This window comes from Streptomyces sp. NPDC110618, assembly GCF_055657065.1.
Genome location: NZ_JBVKBN010000018.1, coordinates 107993 through 123206, shown reverse-complemented (window position 1 = coordinate 123206; position 15214 = coordinate 107993). Strand labels below are relative to the sequence as shown.

Genomic DNA, 15214 nt, shown 5'->3' with positions numbered 1-15214 from the left:
AACGCGTGAATTCCACGGGGGCCTTGAGTACGCCGACGGCGCGCAGCCGTACCGCGCTCAGCCGGGTCACCCTCGTCGGTGAGCGGCGCCGGGTGGACCTCGTACTGCCCTCCCAGGAGCCCGTGGGCGTGCTGTTGCCGGAGGTCATGCGGCTGCTGGACGACAGGGTCGGGGAGCGGCCCGAGTTGCGGCACCTCGTCACCGCCGACGGCTCCGCGCTCGCGCACGACAGCACCCTGGAGTCGGCCGGTATAGCCGACGGCGCCGTGCTGCGGCTGGTACGCGCCGAGGACGCCCCCTCCGCGCCCGTCGTACACGACGTCACCGATGAAGTGGCCGACGACCTCGACCTCAGGGCGTGGCGCTGGAGCCCCTCCGCCCGACGCGTTGTCGCCGGTGCCGCCACCGTGCTGTGGGCCGTGGCCGCCGCGCTCGTCGCCCGCAGTCACTTCGAACTCCCCGCCGTGGGCACCGCCCTCCTCGCCGTCACCCCCCTCTCCGCCCTCGCCGGTGTGCTCCTCGGCCGCGCCCGGCGCCACGCCCTCGCCGCCACCCTCCTCTCCACCGCCGCCGCCCTGTCCGTGCTCGCCACCTGGACCTGTGCCGACGCCTACGACTGGGGCGCGCCCGCGCGGCTGGCCGGTGTGGCGGGGGCCGCGACCCTCAGCATGCTGCTCGTTGGGTGGTTTACCCCCGTCGGGCGCGGGGCGCTGATCGGGGGCGCGACACTCGGCGGATTCCTTGTTCTCTGGGAAGCCGGGTTCGCCCTGCAAGGCGGGGTCGAGACGGGCGCGCAGCAGGTCAGGGCCGGATCCCTGCTCGCTGTCGTCGCCGTCGTCGGTCTCGGCCTGCTGCCCCGGCTTGCCCTCATGGCCTCCGGGCTCACAGGGCTCGACGACCGCCGCACCGGGGGCGCTTCGGTCAGCCGGTACCAGGTCGGCACCGCCCTCGCGGCCACCCACCGTGGACTCGCCCTCGCCACCGTCGTCCTGGCGGTCTCCGCCGCGGCCTCGGGCGTACTCGTGCTGCGGGACCCCTCCGCGTGGACCGTCTCGCTGGCCGTCGTCATCGCCCTCTCCCTCGCCCTGCGCGCCCGCGCCTTCCCGCTCACCGCCGAGGTCGTCGTGCTGCTGCTCGCCGCCTCGGCCGTCGCCGTACGGCTGGTAGTCGGGTGGGCGGAGCATGCCGTGGACGCCACCGGGCCTGTCGCCGTGCTCGGCCTTCTTGCCGCCCTTCCGGTCGTCGCGCTCGCCTTTGAACCTGCCGAGCATGTGCGGGTGCGGCTGCGGCGGGCCGGCGACCTGCTGGAGTCGCTGGCCGTGATCTCCCTGTTCCCGCTGGTCATCGGCGTGTTCGGGGTGTACGGGCGGCTGCTGGACACCTTCGCGTAGAAGGGGAGGGCTGCATGACCGGGGGAGGGAACGACTGGCAGGGAGACGTGCTGCGCCAGTTGACCGGCGGTGCGACGGCACCCGCCGTCCCAGAGCCTGCCGTCCAGGCGCCCGCCACCCCGGAGCCCGCCAAGGCACCCGCAGTCCCGGAATCCGCCACCCCGGAGCCCCGCACGGCCCCCGCACAGGCCCCGTCGTCCCCAACCCCCACCCCCCGCCCCACCCCCGACCCCCGCATCCCCACCTCGGTCCCGGCCCCAGTCCCAGCCCCAGCCCCCGAATCCACCCCCACCATCGACCCCCGCATAGCCATAGCCCTCGGCCGCCCCCAGCACGGTGACTCCGTCACCCGCCGGGCCGGTGGCTCGCTGCGGCGGCTCACCGCCTCCGCCGCCCAGGAGGTCGCCCAGCAGACGCGTCTCGCCCAGGAGTTGCAGCAGCCCGTCACCACCGGCCGGGTCATCGCCGTGACCTCGATCCGGGGCGGTGTCGGCAAGTCCACGGTCTCCGCGCTGCTCGGCCGTTCGTTCAACCACTACCGGCACGATCCGGTGCTCACCCTGGAGGCGGACGCGGCGCTCGGCACGCTGCCGGTGCGGATGGGCGCCGAGAGCGTGCGCTGGTCCTGTGGGGACCTCGCCCGGATCCTCACGCCCTCCATGCAACTCACCGACCTCACCGGTTACTTGGTGCCGGTCGCCGACGGCGGCTGGCTGCTCCCCGCGAGCAACGGCCGGGTCGGCCCGCCGCTGGACGTACACACCTACCGCACCGTGACCCTCGCCCTGCGCCGCTACTTCGCGGTGACGGTCGTGGACTGCGAGACCCTGCCCGGCGAGGTGGCGCGCACCGCGATGGACACCGCGCACGCTCGTGTCGTGGTCGCCCCCATGACCGCCGAGGGCGTGGCCGGGACCCGCCAAGTGCTGGACTGGCTGGCCCGGTTGCCGCACTCCGCCCTCGCCGCCACTGTGGTCGCCCTCAGCGCCGCCGCCCCGGACACCACCCTCGACCCGAAGGCCGCCGCCGCGTATCTGCGCGAGCCCGGCGTTCCGGTCGTCCCGATCCCGTACGACCGCCATCTCGCCCAAGGAGGGCCCATCCACACCGCGATGCTGGGCCGGAGCACCCGTGAGGCGGCCGTGGGTCTGGCCGCCGAAACGATGCGGCGAGCGGTGAGCGCCCGGTGACGCAGCAGATCGTCCACCGGCCCGCGCGCTCCACCCGGCCCCTCGCCCCCGCCGCTCCCCGCACCGTCGAGGCTCCGCCCAACCTCCCCGAGGGCAAGGTCGGCAACGCCGCCACCGCGCTGCTGCCCATGGCCGGTGTCGTCAGCTCCGTCGTACTGATGACCGTGATCCGCAACAGCCGGTTCGCCGCGATCGGAGCCATGGTGCTGGTCGTCGCGCTGCTCGGCGCCGTGGCCCTGTTCCTCTCCCAGCGCGGCAAGGCCCAGCGCATGCGGCGCGTCCAGCGGGAGCGCTATCTGGAGTACCTGGAGGAGTTGCGCGAGGAACTGGGCGCCGCCGAGCGGGCGCGGCGCTCGGAGTCCCGGCTGCTCAACCCACCCCCGGAGGCCCTCTACGACCTCCTGCGGGACCCCGCGCGGCTGTGGGAGCGACGCCGTACCGACGCCGACTTCCTGCGCGTGCGGGCCGGTACCGGAGACATGCCCGCGCAGGAGCTGACCATCGCCCACAACGGCACCGGTGGCGTCCTCACCCCGCCCGACCCGTTCATGCTCAACGAGGCCCGCGCCCTCCAGAACCGCTTCGGCACAGCCACCGACTTCCCCCTCACCGTCCCCCTGGACCGGGCCGGGAACGTCAGCGTCATCGGCGAACGCCAGGACGTCCTGCGCGTCGCCCGCGCCCTGCTCGTCCAGACCGCCGTCACACACGCCCCCGACGACGTCGCCCTCGCCCTGGCCTCCGGTGACGAGCCGGAGTGGACCTGGGCCAAGTGGCTTCCCCACGTCCTCGATCCCCGGACCTTCGACGGCCCCGTCGCCGCCCGCCGTATCGCCCCGGACCTGTCCGCGCTGGCCCGGCTCTGCTCCGCCGAGCTGCGGCAGCGCGCCGGATACGCCGCCGAGGTCCGCCGGGGACTCACCGGCCGCGGCGCGGACGCCCTGCGCCTGACCTCCCGCATGCTCGTCGTCAGCGACACCCACGGGGACACCGCGGCCGAACTCCCGCTGCCGGACTCGGCGGTGACCATGGCCGACATGGGTGTGACCGTGCTGCACCTGCTGGAGCGCCAGGTGCACGAGCCCGACCAGGTGAGCGTGCGCATCATCGTCGACGGCGACCGGATCGCCGTAAACGACCTGCGCGGGTCCGCCGCCACAAGCACGGTCACCCCCATGAGCGCCGCCACGGGCACGGTCGCCCCCGCGAGCACGGCCACGGACAAGGCCGCCCCCATGAGCGCCACCCCCGCGAGCGCCGCCACGGGCACCGTCGACCCCGTGAGCACCGCGACCGCCGAGGGCCTCGCCCGGATGCTCGCCCCGCTGCGGCTGTCCGCGGAGTCCGCCGCCGAGGGCACACCGGTGTCCGGGCCCGTCGACTTCCCGGCGCTGCTCGGCATCGAGGACCCGGCCGACCTCGATCTCCACAGGCTGTGGGCGCCGCGCGGCGAACGGGACTTCCTGCGCGTGCCCATCGGCGTCACCGACCGGCACGAGCCGGTGCTGCTGGACCTGAAGGAGTCCGCACAGCTCGGCATGGGCCCGCACGGACTGTGCGTGGGCGCCACCGGCTCCGGCAAGAGCGAACTGCTGCGCACCCTCGTGCTCGCGCTCGCCGCCACCCACTCGCCCGAGGACCTGGCCCTGGTCCTGGTCGACTACAAGGGCGGCGCCACCTTCGCCCCGTTCACCGAACTCCCGCACGTGGCCGGGGTGATCACCAACCTGGAGAACCAGGCCGGGCTCGTCGAGCGGGTCCACACCAGCCTGGCCGGCGAGGTCACCCGACGGCAGCAGGTACTCAAGGACGCCGGGAACATCGCCGACATCGGTCACTACGCCGCACTGCGCGCCACGAAACGGCCGGACCTCGAACCGCTCCCGCACCTGTTCGTCGTCATCGACGAGTTCGGTGAACTCATCACCGCCAAGCCGGACTTCATCGACCTCTTCCTGTCCATCGGCCGTATCGGCCGCTCCATCGGGGTCCACCTGCTGCTGTCCAGCCAGCGCATCGAGGGCGGCAAGCTCAAGGGCCTGGACACCTATCTGTCGTACCGCCTGGGCCTGCGCACGTTCAGCGCCGACGAGTCGCGCACCGTCCTGGACACCACCGACGCCTTCCACCTGCCGCCGCTGCCCGGCTTCGGCTACCTCAAGGTCGACACCTCGACGTACGAGCGGTTCAAGGCCGGTTACGTCTCCGGCGCCCACCACCGGCCGACCGCCTCACGTGAGGACGACCCCCTCGTCCGCCCCTACTCGGCGTACCACACCCCGAAGGAGGCGGCCGCCCCCGCGCAGGAGCCCGCCCGGCGGGAGACCGGCCCCACCGTCTTGTCGGACATGGTCCGCCAGCTCGCCACCGCCGCACCCCCGGTGCGCCGGATCTGGCTGCCCCCGCTGCCCGCCGAGGTCACCCTGGACGCGGCCGCCGGTCCGCTCACCGCCGACCAGCGCGGACTCCGCCTCGCACACCGCGGCGGCCCACTGCGGATACCCCTCGGCACCCTCGACGACCCCGCGCGCCAGCGCCAGCAGCCCTGGGAGCTGGACCTGACCCTCGCCGGTGGCCATCTGGCGGTGATCGGCGGACCGCAGTCCGGCAAGACCACCCTGCTGCGCACCCTCGCCCTGTCCCTTGCGCTCACCCACACCCCGTACGACGTGGCCGTGTACGGCCTCGACCTGGTCGGCGGCGGCCTGGCCGCGCTCGCCGGACTGCCGCACGTCGGCGGCATCGCCGGGCGCGCCGACCACGAGCGGGCCGCCCGCACGGTCGCCGAGGTGCGCGCCATGCTCGCCCAGCGCGAGGAACTGTGCCGCGCGCACGGCATCGACTCCGTCGACCAGCTGCGCCGACTGCGCGCCGAAGGGCGGCTGCCCGAACTGGGCGCCACCGACATCGTGCTGCTCGTGGACGGATTCGGCGCCCTGCGCGACGAGTTCGCCGAACTCGACGACGCCGTGTCCGACCTGCTGAAGCGGGGTGCCGGGTACGGCATCCACGTCGTCGCGGGCATGCTGCGCTGGAACGAGGTGCGCATCGCCGCCCAGTCGATGTTCGGCACCCGGATCGAACTGCGCCTGAACGACCCCGCGGACTCCTCCATCGACCGCAAGCTCTCCGACACGCTCACCCCGGACGTGCCCGGCCGGGCGCTCACCGACGGCAAGCTGTTCGCACAGGTCGCCCTGCCGCGTATCGACAGCCGGCCGGCCAAGGACGACCTCGGCGCGGCCCTCGAAGCCACCGTCCGCACGGTCCGCGCCTCCTGGCACGGGGACGTCGCCCCGCCTGTACGGGTGCTCCCCGCCCGCCTGCCGGTCACCGCGCTCCCCGAGCACGAGGACCCGGCCCGTATTCCCCTGGGCGTCGACCAGGACGCCCTCGCACCGGTGCTCCTCGACCTCACCGGAGCCGATCAGCACCTGCTGATCCTCGGGGACAACGAGTGCGGCAAGACCAACCTGCTGAAGCTGATCACCCGCCGACTCGTCGCCCGGCACACGGACAAGGAGCTGGTCTTCGGCGTCTACGACCCCCGCCGCGGCCTGCGCGGAGTCGTCCCCGAGCCCTACCGCGGGGGCTACGCGCACAACACCAAGCTCGCCGCCGCCCTGTCCTCCGGTATCGCGACCGAACTGGAGAAGCGCCTGCCCGAGACCGCCGACCCGGACGCACCGGTGACGGGTGAACCGTCCTTCACCGGGCCGCGGATCGTCATCCTCGTGGACGACTACGAGATCCTCACCGCGGCCGGTCAGCAGCCGCTCGCGCCCTTCCTGCCGTATCTGTCCTCCGCCCAGGACATCGGGCTGCACTTCGTCGTCGCACGACGCGTGTCCGGCGCCGCCCGGGCCCTGTTCGAGCCCTTCCTGACCAGCCTGCGCGAGACCGGAGCCACCACCCTCGTCATGGCCGGGGAACGGAGCGAGGGCCAGCTCTTCCCCGGCCTGTACGCCTCCCGGCAGCCACCGGGGCGGGGCACTCTGGTCCGCCGGGGCCGCCCCCACCAGCTCATCCAGACCGCCGTAGTGGACGAAGAGAACCCGTGACCAAGGACGTCATCGCCCTCACCCCGAGGATGCCGGACCTGCCCACACTGCTCGCGGGCCTGTACGCGGGCGGACCCGACCTCGGGGTCCGGACCCTCGCCGACGGAGCCGTCGTGCAGTTGTGCGCGCCCGGCGGACGCCCGCTGGTCTCGGTCGAGGCGCCCATCCTGGTGCAGGTCCCCGGCGAGACGGCACGGCTGCTGGATCATCCGGTGGCGGACGGGCCCGTGTGGTGGACCGAGGCCCGCGCCTCCACGGCGGCGGCCGAGGCCGGACGGCTCGCGGGCTCCTTCGCCGGACGCCTGGCCACGGTCCTGGGCGGCACGGTCTGGCCCTCGGAAGCGGCCACCACCGATGTCGTCCCGATCACCTCCGACGTCTCCGCGGTGCCCGCCCCCGCCACCCCGGCCGTGGACGTCCTCACCGACCGGGCGGCCGTGGTGATGCAGGACCGCCCCGTGGTCCCGCTGACCAGCTGGCTGTCGGACGCCCTGCGCACCGCCGCCGAAGGCGAGCTCGCCCTCCAGATCGTCACCCCGCCCACCACCCGACTCACCCTGCCCACCCGCGCCGCCCTCCGGGGCCTGCCCAACCGTTGGGTCGTGCAGGACCCCGAGCAGGGCTTCTACGATGGCCTGTCGGGCGCCCGACTCCACTGGAAGGACGGCGCCTTCACCCCCACGGGCTCGCCAGTGGAGTGGCCCGCCTTCACCGACACAGGGGACCGCCAGCTCCTGCTGACCCTGCGCACCCGGCACCCGGCCGAGGCGGACCTCGTCCTCGGGCGGGCCCTGGAGACCGCCTGGCAGCACCTCACCGGACGCCCGCCCGCCGGGTGGAGCACCGCCGAGCCGGTCAACCTCCCCTGGTCCACACGGCAGTTGACGGACCTAGCCCGCTCCCGCGCCCCCCGGTCGACCTGGCTGGTCGCTGTCGGCCACCCCGAGCGGCCGGCCGTCGCCACCCTGCGCGTGCTGCGCACCCCGGCCGGGGTCGAGGAGGACATCACGCTCGCCCTCGGATACGGCACCGACGAGGACGTACCCCTGGACGCGATCGAGACCCTGGCGGCCGAACTCGGCTCCGGGCACGGCCTGATCTCCCTGCTGACCTCGCTGCGCACGGCCCGCCGCGATCTGACCGTCCCCGCCCGGCTGGAACCGGCGCCGGTTCCCGTGGCGTTCACGGTCGTCGCCGACCCACCACCCACCGGCCCCACCCCTCTGCGCCTCGGCCGCGCCCTGCACTACCGCCTGGGGGACGGAAGCCGGGCCGAGGAGGGGTGGGGCCGTCTGCGGGAGCTGCTCGAACTCCTCCGCGTCAAGAAGCCGTAGGCACCCATCCCCCCAGCCAGTCCCCGGTCTCCTGATCGGCGGCCTGCGCGTCCGTCAGTTGGGGACGCTCGGTCGATGCGGCCCCCGCCCCCGGGCCCGTGTTCTTGTACTCGGCGAAACGGTCGTTCTTCCAGGAGAAGCCGCTCATGTCGGTCCAGGGGGTGGACTTGATGGCGGCGCTGAGGGTGGTTTCGCGGACCGTGGCCTGGGGGCGTCCATGCGTCGTCGGCTCCGTTTCGTCCGTCGGGTACGGGCGGTTGGGTCGACGTGCGGTCGCCGCCGGACGGCGAAAGGTTGCCGGGGGGAGGGGAGTTACGGCACCTCCGGCGGCGGCGTCGGCGCCCCGGGCAGCAGTACCGTCGCCACCGTTCCGCCTCCCTCGGCCGCCCCCAGCGTCACCCGGCCCCCGGCCTGCTGGACCGTACGGGCCACGATCGACAGGCCGAGGCCCGATCCCGGCAGGGCACGCGCGCTCGGGGAGCGCCAGAAGCGGTCGAAGACGTACGGGAGTTCATCGGTGGGGATGCCGGGACCGTGATCGCGGACGGTGAGGACACCCTCGGCCAGCCGTACCTCGATCGTGCCGCCCTCGGGGCTGAACTTCACCGCGTTGTCGAGGAGGTTGACCACGGCGCGCTCCAGGGCCGCCGGTTCCGCGCGGACGTACCAGGGCGTCAGGTCGGCCGTGATGGTCAGTTCCTGTCCGCGCAGGCGGGCGCGGCGCAGCGCGGCCTCGACGGTTTCCTGGAGGGAGACCACCTGGACGCGCTCACCGCGCTGTCCCTCCGAGCGGGACAGTTCCTGCAAGTCGCCGATCAGCGCGGCCAGTTCTGTCATCTGCGCCTTCACCGAGGCGAGCAGCGCCTTGCGGTCCGCCTCGGGCAGCGGGCGGCCGGTCTCCTCGCTGCGGGTGAGGAGTTCGATGTTGGTGCGCAGGGAGGTCAGGGGGGTGCGCAGTTCGTGGCCCGCGTCCGCGATGAGCTGTTGCTGGAGTTCGCGGGAGCTGGCCAGGGCGGACGTCATGGAGTTGAAGGAGCGGGACAGGCGGGCGACCTCGTCGTCCGACTCCTCCTCCACCGGGATGCGGATGTTCAGGTCCTCGGTGCGGGCGACGTGCTCGACGGCTTCGGTGAGCTTGTCCACCGGGCGCAGGCCCGCGCGCGCCACCGCGAGTCCGGCCGCCCCGGCGCCCACGACTCCTACCCCGCCGACGAGGAGGAGGATGAGGGCGAGGTCCTTGAGGGTGTCCTCGGTGTTCTTCAGGGGCGCGGCGACGACGAGACCGACCTGGGGGCCGGGCTCACCCGTATTGGTGGTCGTGGCGTACGGCCGGGTCAGGACGCGGACACGGGTGCCGTCCTCGGTCGTGCCGTTGCGGAAGTAGTTCTGGCCGGTCTTCCCGTTCTCGATGACGTCCTGGTCCCCGTCGGTCACCTGCACCGCGGACACCGAGCCGCCGAGCAGGCAGACGGTCCCGTCCTGCTGGACCACCTGGGAGAAGTTGTGGAAGAGCCGCGGGCCGTACGGGGTGTCCGTGCAGTTGTCGAGGGCGCTCTGCAGTTGGGCCGGGCTCACGATCGACGCCTTGGTCAGATCCTTCTCCACCTGCTCGTACAGCTTCCCCTGCACGATGAACCAGCAGGTCACCGACACCGCCGCCACCGCGAACGCCACCGCCGCCGCCACCAGCAGCGCCAGCCGCGACCGGATCGGCAGCGCACGGAACCCGCGGAAGAACCTGTTCACTCCGCGCCGCCCTGCCGCAGGACATAGCCGACGCCGCGCACGGTGTGGACGAGGCGCGGCTCGCCGCCCGCCTCGGTCTTGCGGCGCAGGTACATCACGTACACGTCGAGGGAGTTGGACGACGGCTCGAAGTCGAAGCCCCAGACGGCCTTCAGGATCTGCTCACGGGTGAGGACCTGGCGCGGGTGCGCCATGAACATCTCCAGCAGGGTGAACTCGGTCCGGGTCAGATCCACCTGCCGCTCGCCCCGCGTCACCTCCCGCGTGGCCAGGTTCATGCGCAGGTCGGCGAAGGTGAGTACGTCGTCGTCCTCGGCCGCGGCGACGGCCGCCGTCGCGTAGGAACTGCGCCGCAGCAGCGCGCGGACACGGGCGAACAGTTCGTCCAGTTCGAACGGCTTGACCAGGTAGTCGTCGGCCCCGGCGTCCAGGCCCGTCACCCGGTCGCCCACCGTGTCGCGGGCGGTCAGCATCAGGATGGGGGTGGTGTCGCCCGCCCCGCGGATGCGGCGCGCGGCGGTCAGACCGTCCATGCGGGGCATCTGGATGTCCAGGATCACCAGGTCGGGGCGGTAGGCGCCGGCTTTCTCCAGGGCGTCGGCGCCGTCCACGGCGACCTCGGTGGCGTACCCCTCGAAGGCGAGGCTGCGCTGGAGTGCTTCCCGCACCGCGGGCTCGTCGTCGACGATCAGGATGCGCTGGGGGTCACGGTCGCCATCGGCGGGGCTCATGGGCTTTGGGTTCCTCGGGTGCGGAGGGTCGGTTCGGCAAGGCTCTCAGCGTCGCACGTCGCCGGGGGAGCGGTCAGGCATGGGCCTTCGTACGGCCCCGGCCCCGGTTGCGGCGCCGGGCGGCGGCCGTCGCCGTACCGCGTCCCGTGGCCAGCTCGGGCGCCCGGGTGGCGGTGGGGCGGTGGAGCTCGTACGCCACTTCCAGCGCGGCCGCGAAGCTCGCCGGGTCGGTGTCGGTGGCCGTGCGCCGTACCTGCGTGATCATGGCGTTCCCCTCAGTTCTGCTGGCCCGCGCGCAGCTGGGCGAGGTCGGACTTGACGGTGTTGACCGGGATGGCGAACCCGAGGCCCACGCTGCCGGCGTCGGCGGAGGACGAGGCGGAGGAGTACATCGCGGAGTTGATGCCGATGATGTTCCCGTTCATGTCGATCAGCGCGCCGCCGGAGTTGCCCGGGTTCAGGGACGCGTCCGTCTGGATCGCCTTGTACGTCGTCGTGGACGAGCCGGTGTCCCCGTTGAACTCCTGGCCGCCGAACTCGAACGGCCAGCCGCCGTCCGGCTGCTGTTGCTGCTGCCCCTCGCCCGTGGAGACGGTGACATCGCGGTCGAGCGCCGAGACGATGCCGCTGGTCACGGTGCCGGTCAGGCCCTCGGGCGAGCCGATCGCCACGACGGTGTCGCCGACCTGCACCGCGTCGGAGTTCCCGAGGCTCGCCGCCTTCAGCCCGGAGGCGTTGTTCAGCTTGATCAGCGCGAGGTCCTTGCTGCTGTCGGTGCCGACGACCTCGGCGGTGTACTCCTTGCCGTCGCTGGTCGTGACCTTGATCGAGGAGGCGCCGGAGATGACGTGGTTGTTGGTGACGATCTCGCCGTCGCTGGTGATGATCACACCGGAGCCGGTGGACTGACCGGAGTTGGAGGAGGCGCTGATCTCCACGATGCTCGGGCTGACCGCCTCGGCGATGGCCGCGATGTCGCCCTTCTTGCTGGAGGGGACCACGCTGGTCGTGGTGGAGGAGGCGACGGTGTCGTTGCCGGAGAGTTCCTGCACGGCGTAGGCGGTACCGCCACCGACGGCCGCGGCGACGATCGCGACGGCCGCCAGCAGGGCGACGGGGCCCCGGGTCCGCTTCTTGCGGCGCCCCTGCGCGTCGGAGACAGGGGCGTCGGGGATGGGGGCGTCCGGGGCGGAGGCGTCCGGGGCGGGGGTGTGCGTGCCGACGGTCGGCTGGTGGGCCGGCGGAGGCGGCCACTCCGGGTTCACGGGGGTGCTGAAGGAGGCGTTCGCGGAGGCGTGCCCCGGAGCGTGCCCGGGGGCCTGGGGGTACGGGTTCTGGGACGCTGAACTCTGCTCGTAGTCGCCCTCACGGCGGAAGCTCTCGGTCATGTCCATGAGCCTGTCGCCCGACCATGAGAGCTTGCTGAGTGCCGCCTGAGAAGCCCGGCAGAACCTCGTATGCCCGATATAAAGACGCGCCAGGGATGCCAGGGGGATAGGACGCGTCAGGGCCCGGAGGCTACTCGCAGCCGCAGGACCGCCGTACGACCAACCGCGACGGGAACACCTTCAGCCGCTCCCGCCGCGAGCCCGCCACGCGCACGCCGTCGTCCAGGACCAGGTCCACCGCGGCCCGCGCCATCGCGGAGCGGTCGCTGGCGACCGTGGTCAGCGGCGGATCGGCCAGATCCGCTTCCTTGATGTCGTCGAACCCGGCGACGGCCAGCTCGCCCGGCACATCGATGCGCAGTTCACGCGCCGCGCGCAGCACACCCAGCGCCTGGTCGTCGGTGGAGCAGAAGATGGCCGGCGGCCGCTTGGGCCCGGCGAGGAAGTCCAGCGCTATGCGGTAGGCGTCGTACCGGTTGTAGGGCGCCTCGAACAGCCGCCCCTCGGTGTCGACGTCGGCTTCTTCCATGGCGCGCTTCCAGCCCTCGACGTGGTCGGAGACCGGGTCGCCGACGGACGGGGTCTCGGCCGTACCGCCCATACAGGCCACGTACTCGTAGCCGTGCTCCAGCAGATGGCGTACCGCGAGCTGGGCGCCGCCGAGGTCGTCGGTGACGACGGCGACGTCGTCGATCGCCTCGGGGCGTTCGTGCAGCAGGACCACACGGGCGTCCCAGGCGTCGATCTCCGCCGCGGCCAGGTCGTTCAGCGCGTGGCTGACCAGGATCAGCCCGGAGACCCGCATCCCGAGGAAGGCCCGCAGGTAGTGGACCTCGCGCTCGCCGACGTAGTCGGTGTTGCCGACGAGGACCATCTTCCCGCGCTCGGAGGCGGCCTGTTCGACCGCGTGCGCCATCTCGCCGAAGAAGGGCTGGCGCGCGTCCGGGATGATCAGACCTATGAGGTCCGTGCGCCGCGAGGCCATGGCCTGCGCGACGCGGTCCGGCCGGTACCCCAGCTCCTTGATCGCGGCGAGGACACGCTCGCGCGTGGCCGGTGCGACCGGCCGGGGTCCGTTGTTGATGACGTAGCTGACGACGGCAGTGGAGGTCCCTGCCAGCCGCGCCACATCATCCCTGGTTACCTTGGCCACGCGCGGAGTCTACGCGGATATACCCACGCTGGGCAGGGCGTGCGGGCGCCCGCACACTCCCCGCCCGAGCGCTGCCGGAGCGCGTCAGGCATCCGCGCTGACCTCCACGCCGTCCAGGACCGCCGTCTCGTCCGTATCCGCCGCCTTTGGCCGGGCCGCGGTGGAGCGCGGCTCCTCGGCGGGACGCTCGGCCTTCTCCGGGGTAACGAATCGATAACCCACGTTCCGGACGGTGCCGATCAGCGACTCGTGCTCGGGGCCGAGCTTGGCGCGCAGCCGTCGTACGTGCACATCGACCGTTCGGGTGCCGCCGAAGTAGTCGTAGCCCCAGACCTCCTGGAGCAGCTGGGCGCGGGTGAAGACGCGGCCGGGGTGCTGGGCGAGGTACTTCAGGAGCTCGAACTCCTTGAAGGTCAGGTCCAGGACCCGGCCCTTGAGCTTGGCGCTGTAGGTGGCCTCGTCCACGGAGAGGTCGCCGTTGCGGATCTCCATGGGGGAGTCGTCGTTGACGATCTGCTGCCGGCCCATGGCCAGCCGCAGCCGGGCCTCCACCTCCGCGGGACCGGCGGTGTCGAGCAGGACGTCGTCGATGCCCCAGTCGGCGGTGACGGCGGCGAGGCCGCCCTCGGTGACGACCAGGACGAGTGGACAGCCCGGTCCGGTGGAGCGCAGCAGCTGGCAGAGGCTGCGCACTTGGGGCAGGTCGCGGCGGCCGTCGATCAGGATGACGTCGGCGCCGGGGGTGTCGACGAGCGCGGGGCCTTCGGCGGGAGCGACCCGCACGTTGTGCAGGAGCAGGCCGAGGGCCGGAAGCACCTCCGTCGACGGCTGGAGGGCATTGGTCAGGAGCAGCAGAGAACTCATACGTCTGGTTCCTCCTCGGTCCCTGCGAGGACGTTTGCAAGCACAGCGGATTTGCTCTGCGATCCCGGGGCCCGTACACCTGCGGTTTCCCGCTTCGTATACAACGCTTCCGAAAGCACAAAAGGACCCGGGGGCTACGCTGCCCGAGTCCTCTGCCCAGCAGAATAGCCCACATGAGCACTGGTCCGGCAGGTCGTGTGGCGCGTTCGACGCCTGTTCCGAATTCTGAGACGAGCAGACAGGCAGCTATACGGACGTTTCTGCGCACGAAAGACGGGGTGTCGATCGATTCCGTATACGACCCGGGAGAGGTCGTATACAAAACCGAAAGCGCACCTTCGCGTGGCCTTGTGTTCGTGATCGCCCATGGATTCACCGGCGATGTGGATCGACCGCATGTGCGTCGGGTGGCGAGGGCATTCGCGCAGTACGGGGCCGTGGTCACGTTCTCCTTCCGCGGCCACGGACGCTCCGGCGGACGGTCGACGGTGGGGGACAAGGAGGTGCTCGATCTGGCGGCCGCGGTGCAGTGGGCGCGGGGGCTCGGGCACGCGCGCGTGGTGACCGTCGGCTTCTCCATGGGCGGCTCCGTGGTGCTGCGGCACGCGGCGCTGTACGGGTCGCGGCACGAGGGGCGCACGGAGGCGCGTACGGACGCCGTGGTTTCGGTCAGTGCACCCGCCCGGTGGTACTACCGGGGTACGGCTCCTATGCGGCGCCTCCACTGGCTGGTAACCCGGCCGGGGGGCCGCCTGCTGAGCCGGTACGGACTCAGGACCCGTATCCACCACCGCGAGTGGGACCCGGTCCCGCTCTCCCCGGTGGAGTCGGTGCCGCTCATCGCCCCCACCCCGCTGCTGATCGTCCACGGCGACCGGGACGGCTACTTCCCCCTCGACCACCCGCGCATGCTCGCCGAGGCCGCGGGCGAGCACGGCGAACTCTGGCTGGAGCCGGGCATGGGCCACGCCGAGAACGCGGCCGACGAGGAGCTGCTGGCCCGTATCGGTCGCTGGGGTGTCCGCCGGGCGGGCTAGCCTGGCCCTGTCGACAGCCCGCAGCGGCTGAGGGTCGACGACGTCGAGGACTGAGGAACGGGATGGCAAAGGTCACGGTGCGCTACTGGGCCGCCGCGAAGGCCGCGGCCGGGGTCGCCGAGGAGGCGTACGACGCGGCCACGCTCGCCGACGCGCTCACCGCGGTGCGCGAGCGACACCCCGGGGAACTGGTGCGGGTCCTGCAGCGATGCTCCTTCCTCATCGACGGTGACCCCGTGGGCACCCGCGGGCATGAGACGGTACGGCTGGCCGACGGCGGCACGGTCGAGGTGCTCCCGCCGTTCGCAGGAGGGTGAGC

General features: G+C 72.6%; 12 protein-coding genes and 1 pseudogene. 6 read left to right on the top strand and 7 right to left on the bottom strand.

The annotated features are described in order from the left end of the window. Positions 1 to 23 precede the first annotated feature (23 nt). The 4 genes from eccD to ACZ7L7_RS27655 are packed head-to-tail and all read left to right on the top strand — an operon-like array spanning position 24 to position 7976. Positions 24 to 1391 carry a type VII secretion integral membrane protein EccD gene (gene eccD, locus ACZ7L7_RS27670; protein WP_285514899.1) on the top strand — a complete coding sequence of 456 codons (1368 nt, stop codon included), beginning with the start codon at positions 24 to 26 and terminating at the stop codon, positions 1389 to 1391. Positions 1392 to 1405: 14 nt separating this feature from the next. Then, on the top strand, positions 1406 to 2581 hold the full coding sequence (locus tag ACZ7L7_RS27665) for a hypothetical protein (RefSeq protein WP_472077562.1): 1176 nt from the start codon (positions 1406 to 1408) through the stop codon (positions 2579 to 2581). Beyond that, on the top strand, positions 2578 to 6642 hold the full coding sequence (gene eccCa / locus ACZ7L7_RS27660; protein WP_472077561.1) for a type VII secretion protein EccCa: 4065 nt from the start codon (positions 2578 to 2580) through the stop codon (positions 6640 to 6642). Before ACZ7L7_RS27665 ends, eccCa begins: the two co-directional genes overlap by 4 nt. Continuing rightward, positions 6639 to 7976, top strand: a complete 1338-nt coding sequence (locus ACZ7L7_RS27655) for a DUF6177 family protein (protein WP_285514896.1) — start codon at positions 6639 to 6641, stop codon at positions 7974 to 7976. The genes eccCa and ACZ7L7_RS27655 overlap by 4 nt, the downstream gene beginning before the upstream one ends. Here the strand turns inward: ACZ7L7_RS27655 and ACZ7L7_RS27650 are convergent. From ACZ7L7_RS27650 to ACZ7L7_RS27620, 7 genes and pseudogenes are all read right to left on the bottom strand, one after another. Continuing rightward, positions 7963 to 8187, bottom strand: a pseudogene (locus ACZ7L7_RS27650) (pectinesterase family protein); the annotation flags it as partial. The gene ACZ7L7_RS27655 and the pseudogene ACZ7L7_RS27650 overlap by 14 nt on opposite strands. Positions 8188 to 8288: 101 nt before the next feature. After that, positions 8289 to 9722 (bottom strand): HAMP domain-containing sensor histidine kinase, encoded by a 1434-nt coding sequence (locus tag ACZ7L7_RS27645; RefSeq protein WP_285514895.1) that lies wholly within the window; start codon positions 9720 to 9722, stop codon positions 8289 to 8291. After that, positions 9719 to 10453 (bottom strand): response regulator transcription factor, encoded by a 735-nt coding sequence (locus ACZ7L7_RS27640; protein ID WP_285514894.1) that lies wholly within the window; start codon positions 10451 to 10453, stop codon positions 9719 to 9721. Before ACZ7L7_RS27640 ends, ACZ7L7_RS27645 begins: the two co-directional genes overlap by 4 nt. Before the next feature lie 73 nt (positions 10454 to 10526). After that, positions 10527 to 10718 carry a hypothetical protein gene (locus ACZ7L7_RS27635; RefSeq protein ID WP_285514893.1) on the bottom strand — a complete coding sequence of 64 codons (192 nt, stop codon included), beginning with the start codon at positions 10716 to 10718 and terminating at the stop codon, positions 10527 to 10529. Positions 10719 to 10728: 10 nt separating this feature from the next. After that, on the bottom strand, positions 10729 to 11841 hold the full coding sequence (locus ACZ7L7_RS27630) for a S1C family serine protease (protein ID WP_453606367.1): 1113 nt from the start codon (positions 11839 to 11841) through the stop codon (positions 10729 to 10731). A gap of 130 nt (positions 11842 to 11971) precedes the next feature. Further along, the gene (locus tag ACZ7L7_RS27625) at positions 11972 to 12994 is read right to left on the bottom strand and encodes a LacI family DNA-binding transcriptional regulator (protein WP_285514891.1); all 1023 of its coding nucleotides are present in this window, start codon (positions 12992 to 12994) and stop codon (positions 11972 to 11974) included. An 84-nt stretch (positions 12995 to 13078) separates the two neighbouring features. Next, entirely contained in the window at positions 13079 to 13858 is a 780-nt protein-coding gene (locus ACZ7L7_RS27620; RefSeq protein WP_285514890.1) for a winged helix-turn-helix transcriptional regulator, read from the bottom strand. A gap of 173 nt (positions 13859 to 14031) precedes the next feature. Between ACZ7L7_RS27620 and ACZ7L7_RS27615 the strand changes: the two genes are divergently transcribed. Together ACZ7L7_RS27615 and ACZ7L7_RS27610 are read left to right on the top strand one after the other, a co-directional pair. Beyond that, positions 14032 to 14895, top strand: coding sequence for an alpha/beta hydrolase (locus ACZ7L7_RS27615; RefSeq protein WP_472077560.1), 864 nt, complete (start codon positions 14032 to 14034; stop codon positions 14893 to 14895). 62 nt (positions 14896 to 14957) lie between these two features. After that, on the top strand, positions 14958 to 15212 hold the full coding sequence (locus ACZ7L7_RS27610) for a MoaD/ThiS family protein (RefSeq protein ID WP_093722973.1): 255 nt from the start codon (positions 14958 to 14960) through the stop codon (positions 15210 to 15212). The last annotated feature ends 2 nt before the right edge of the window (positions 15213 to 15214 follow it).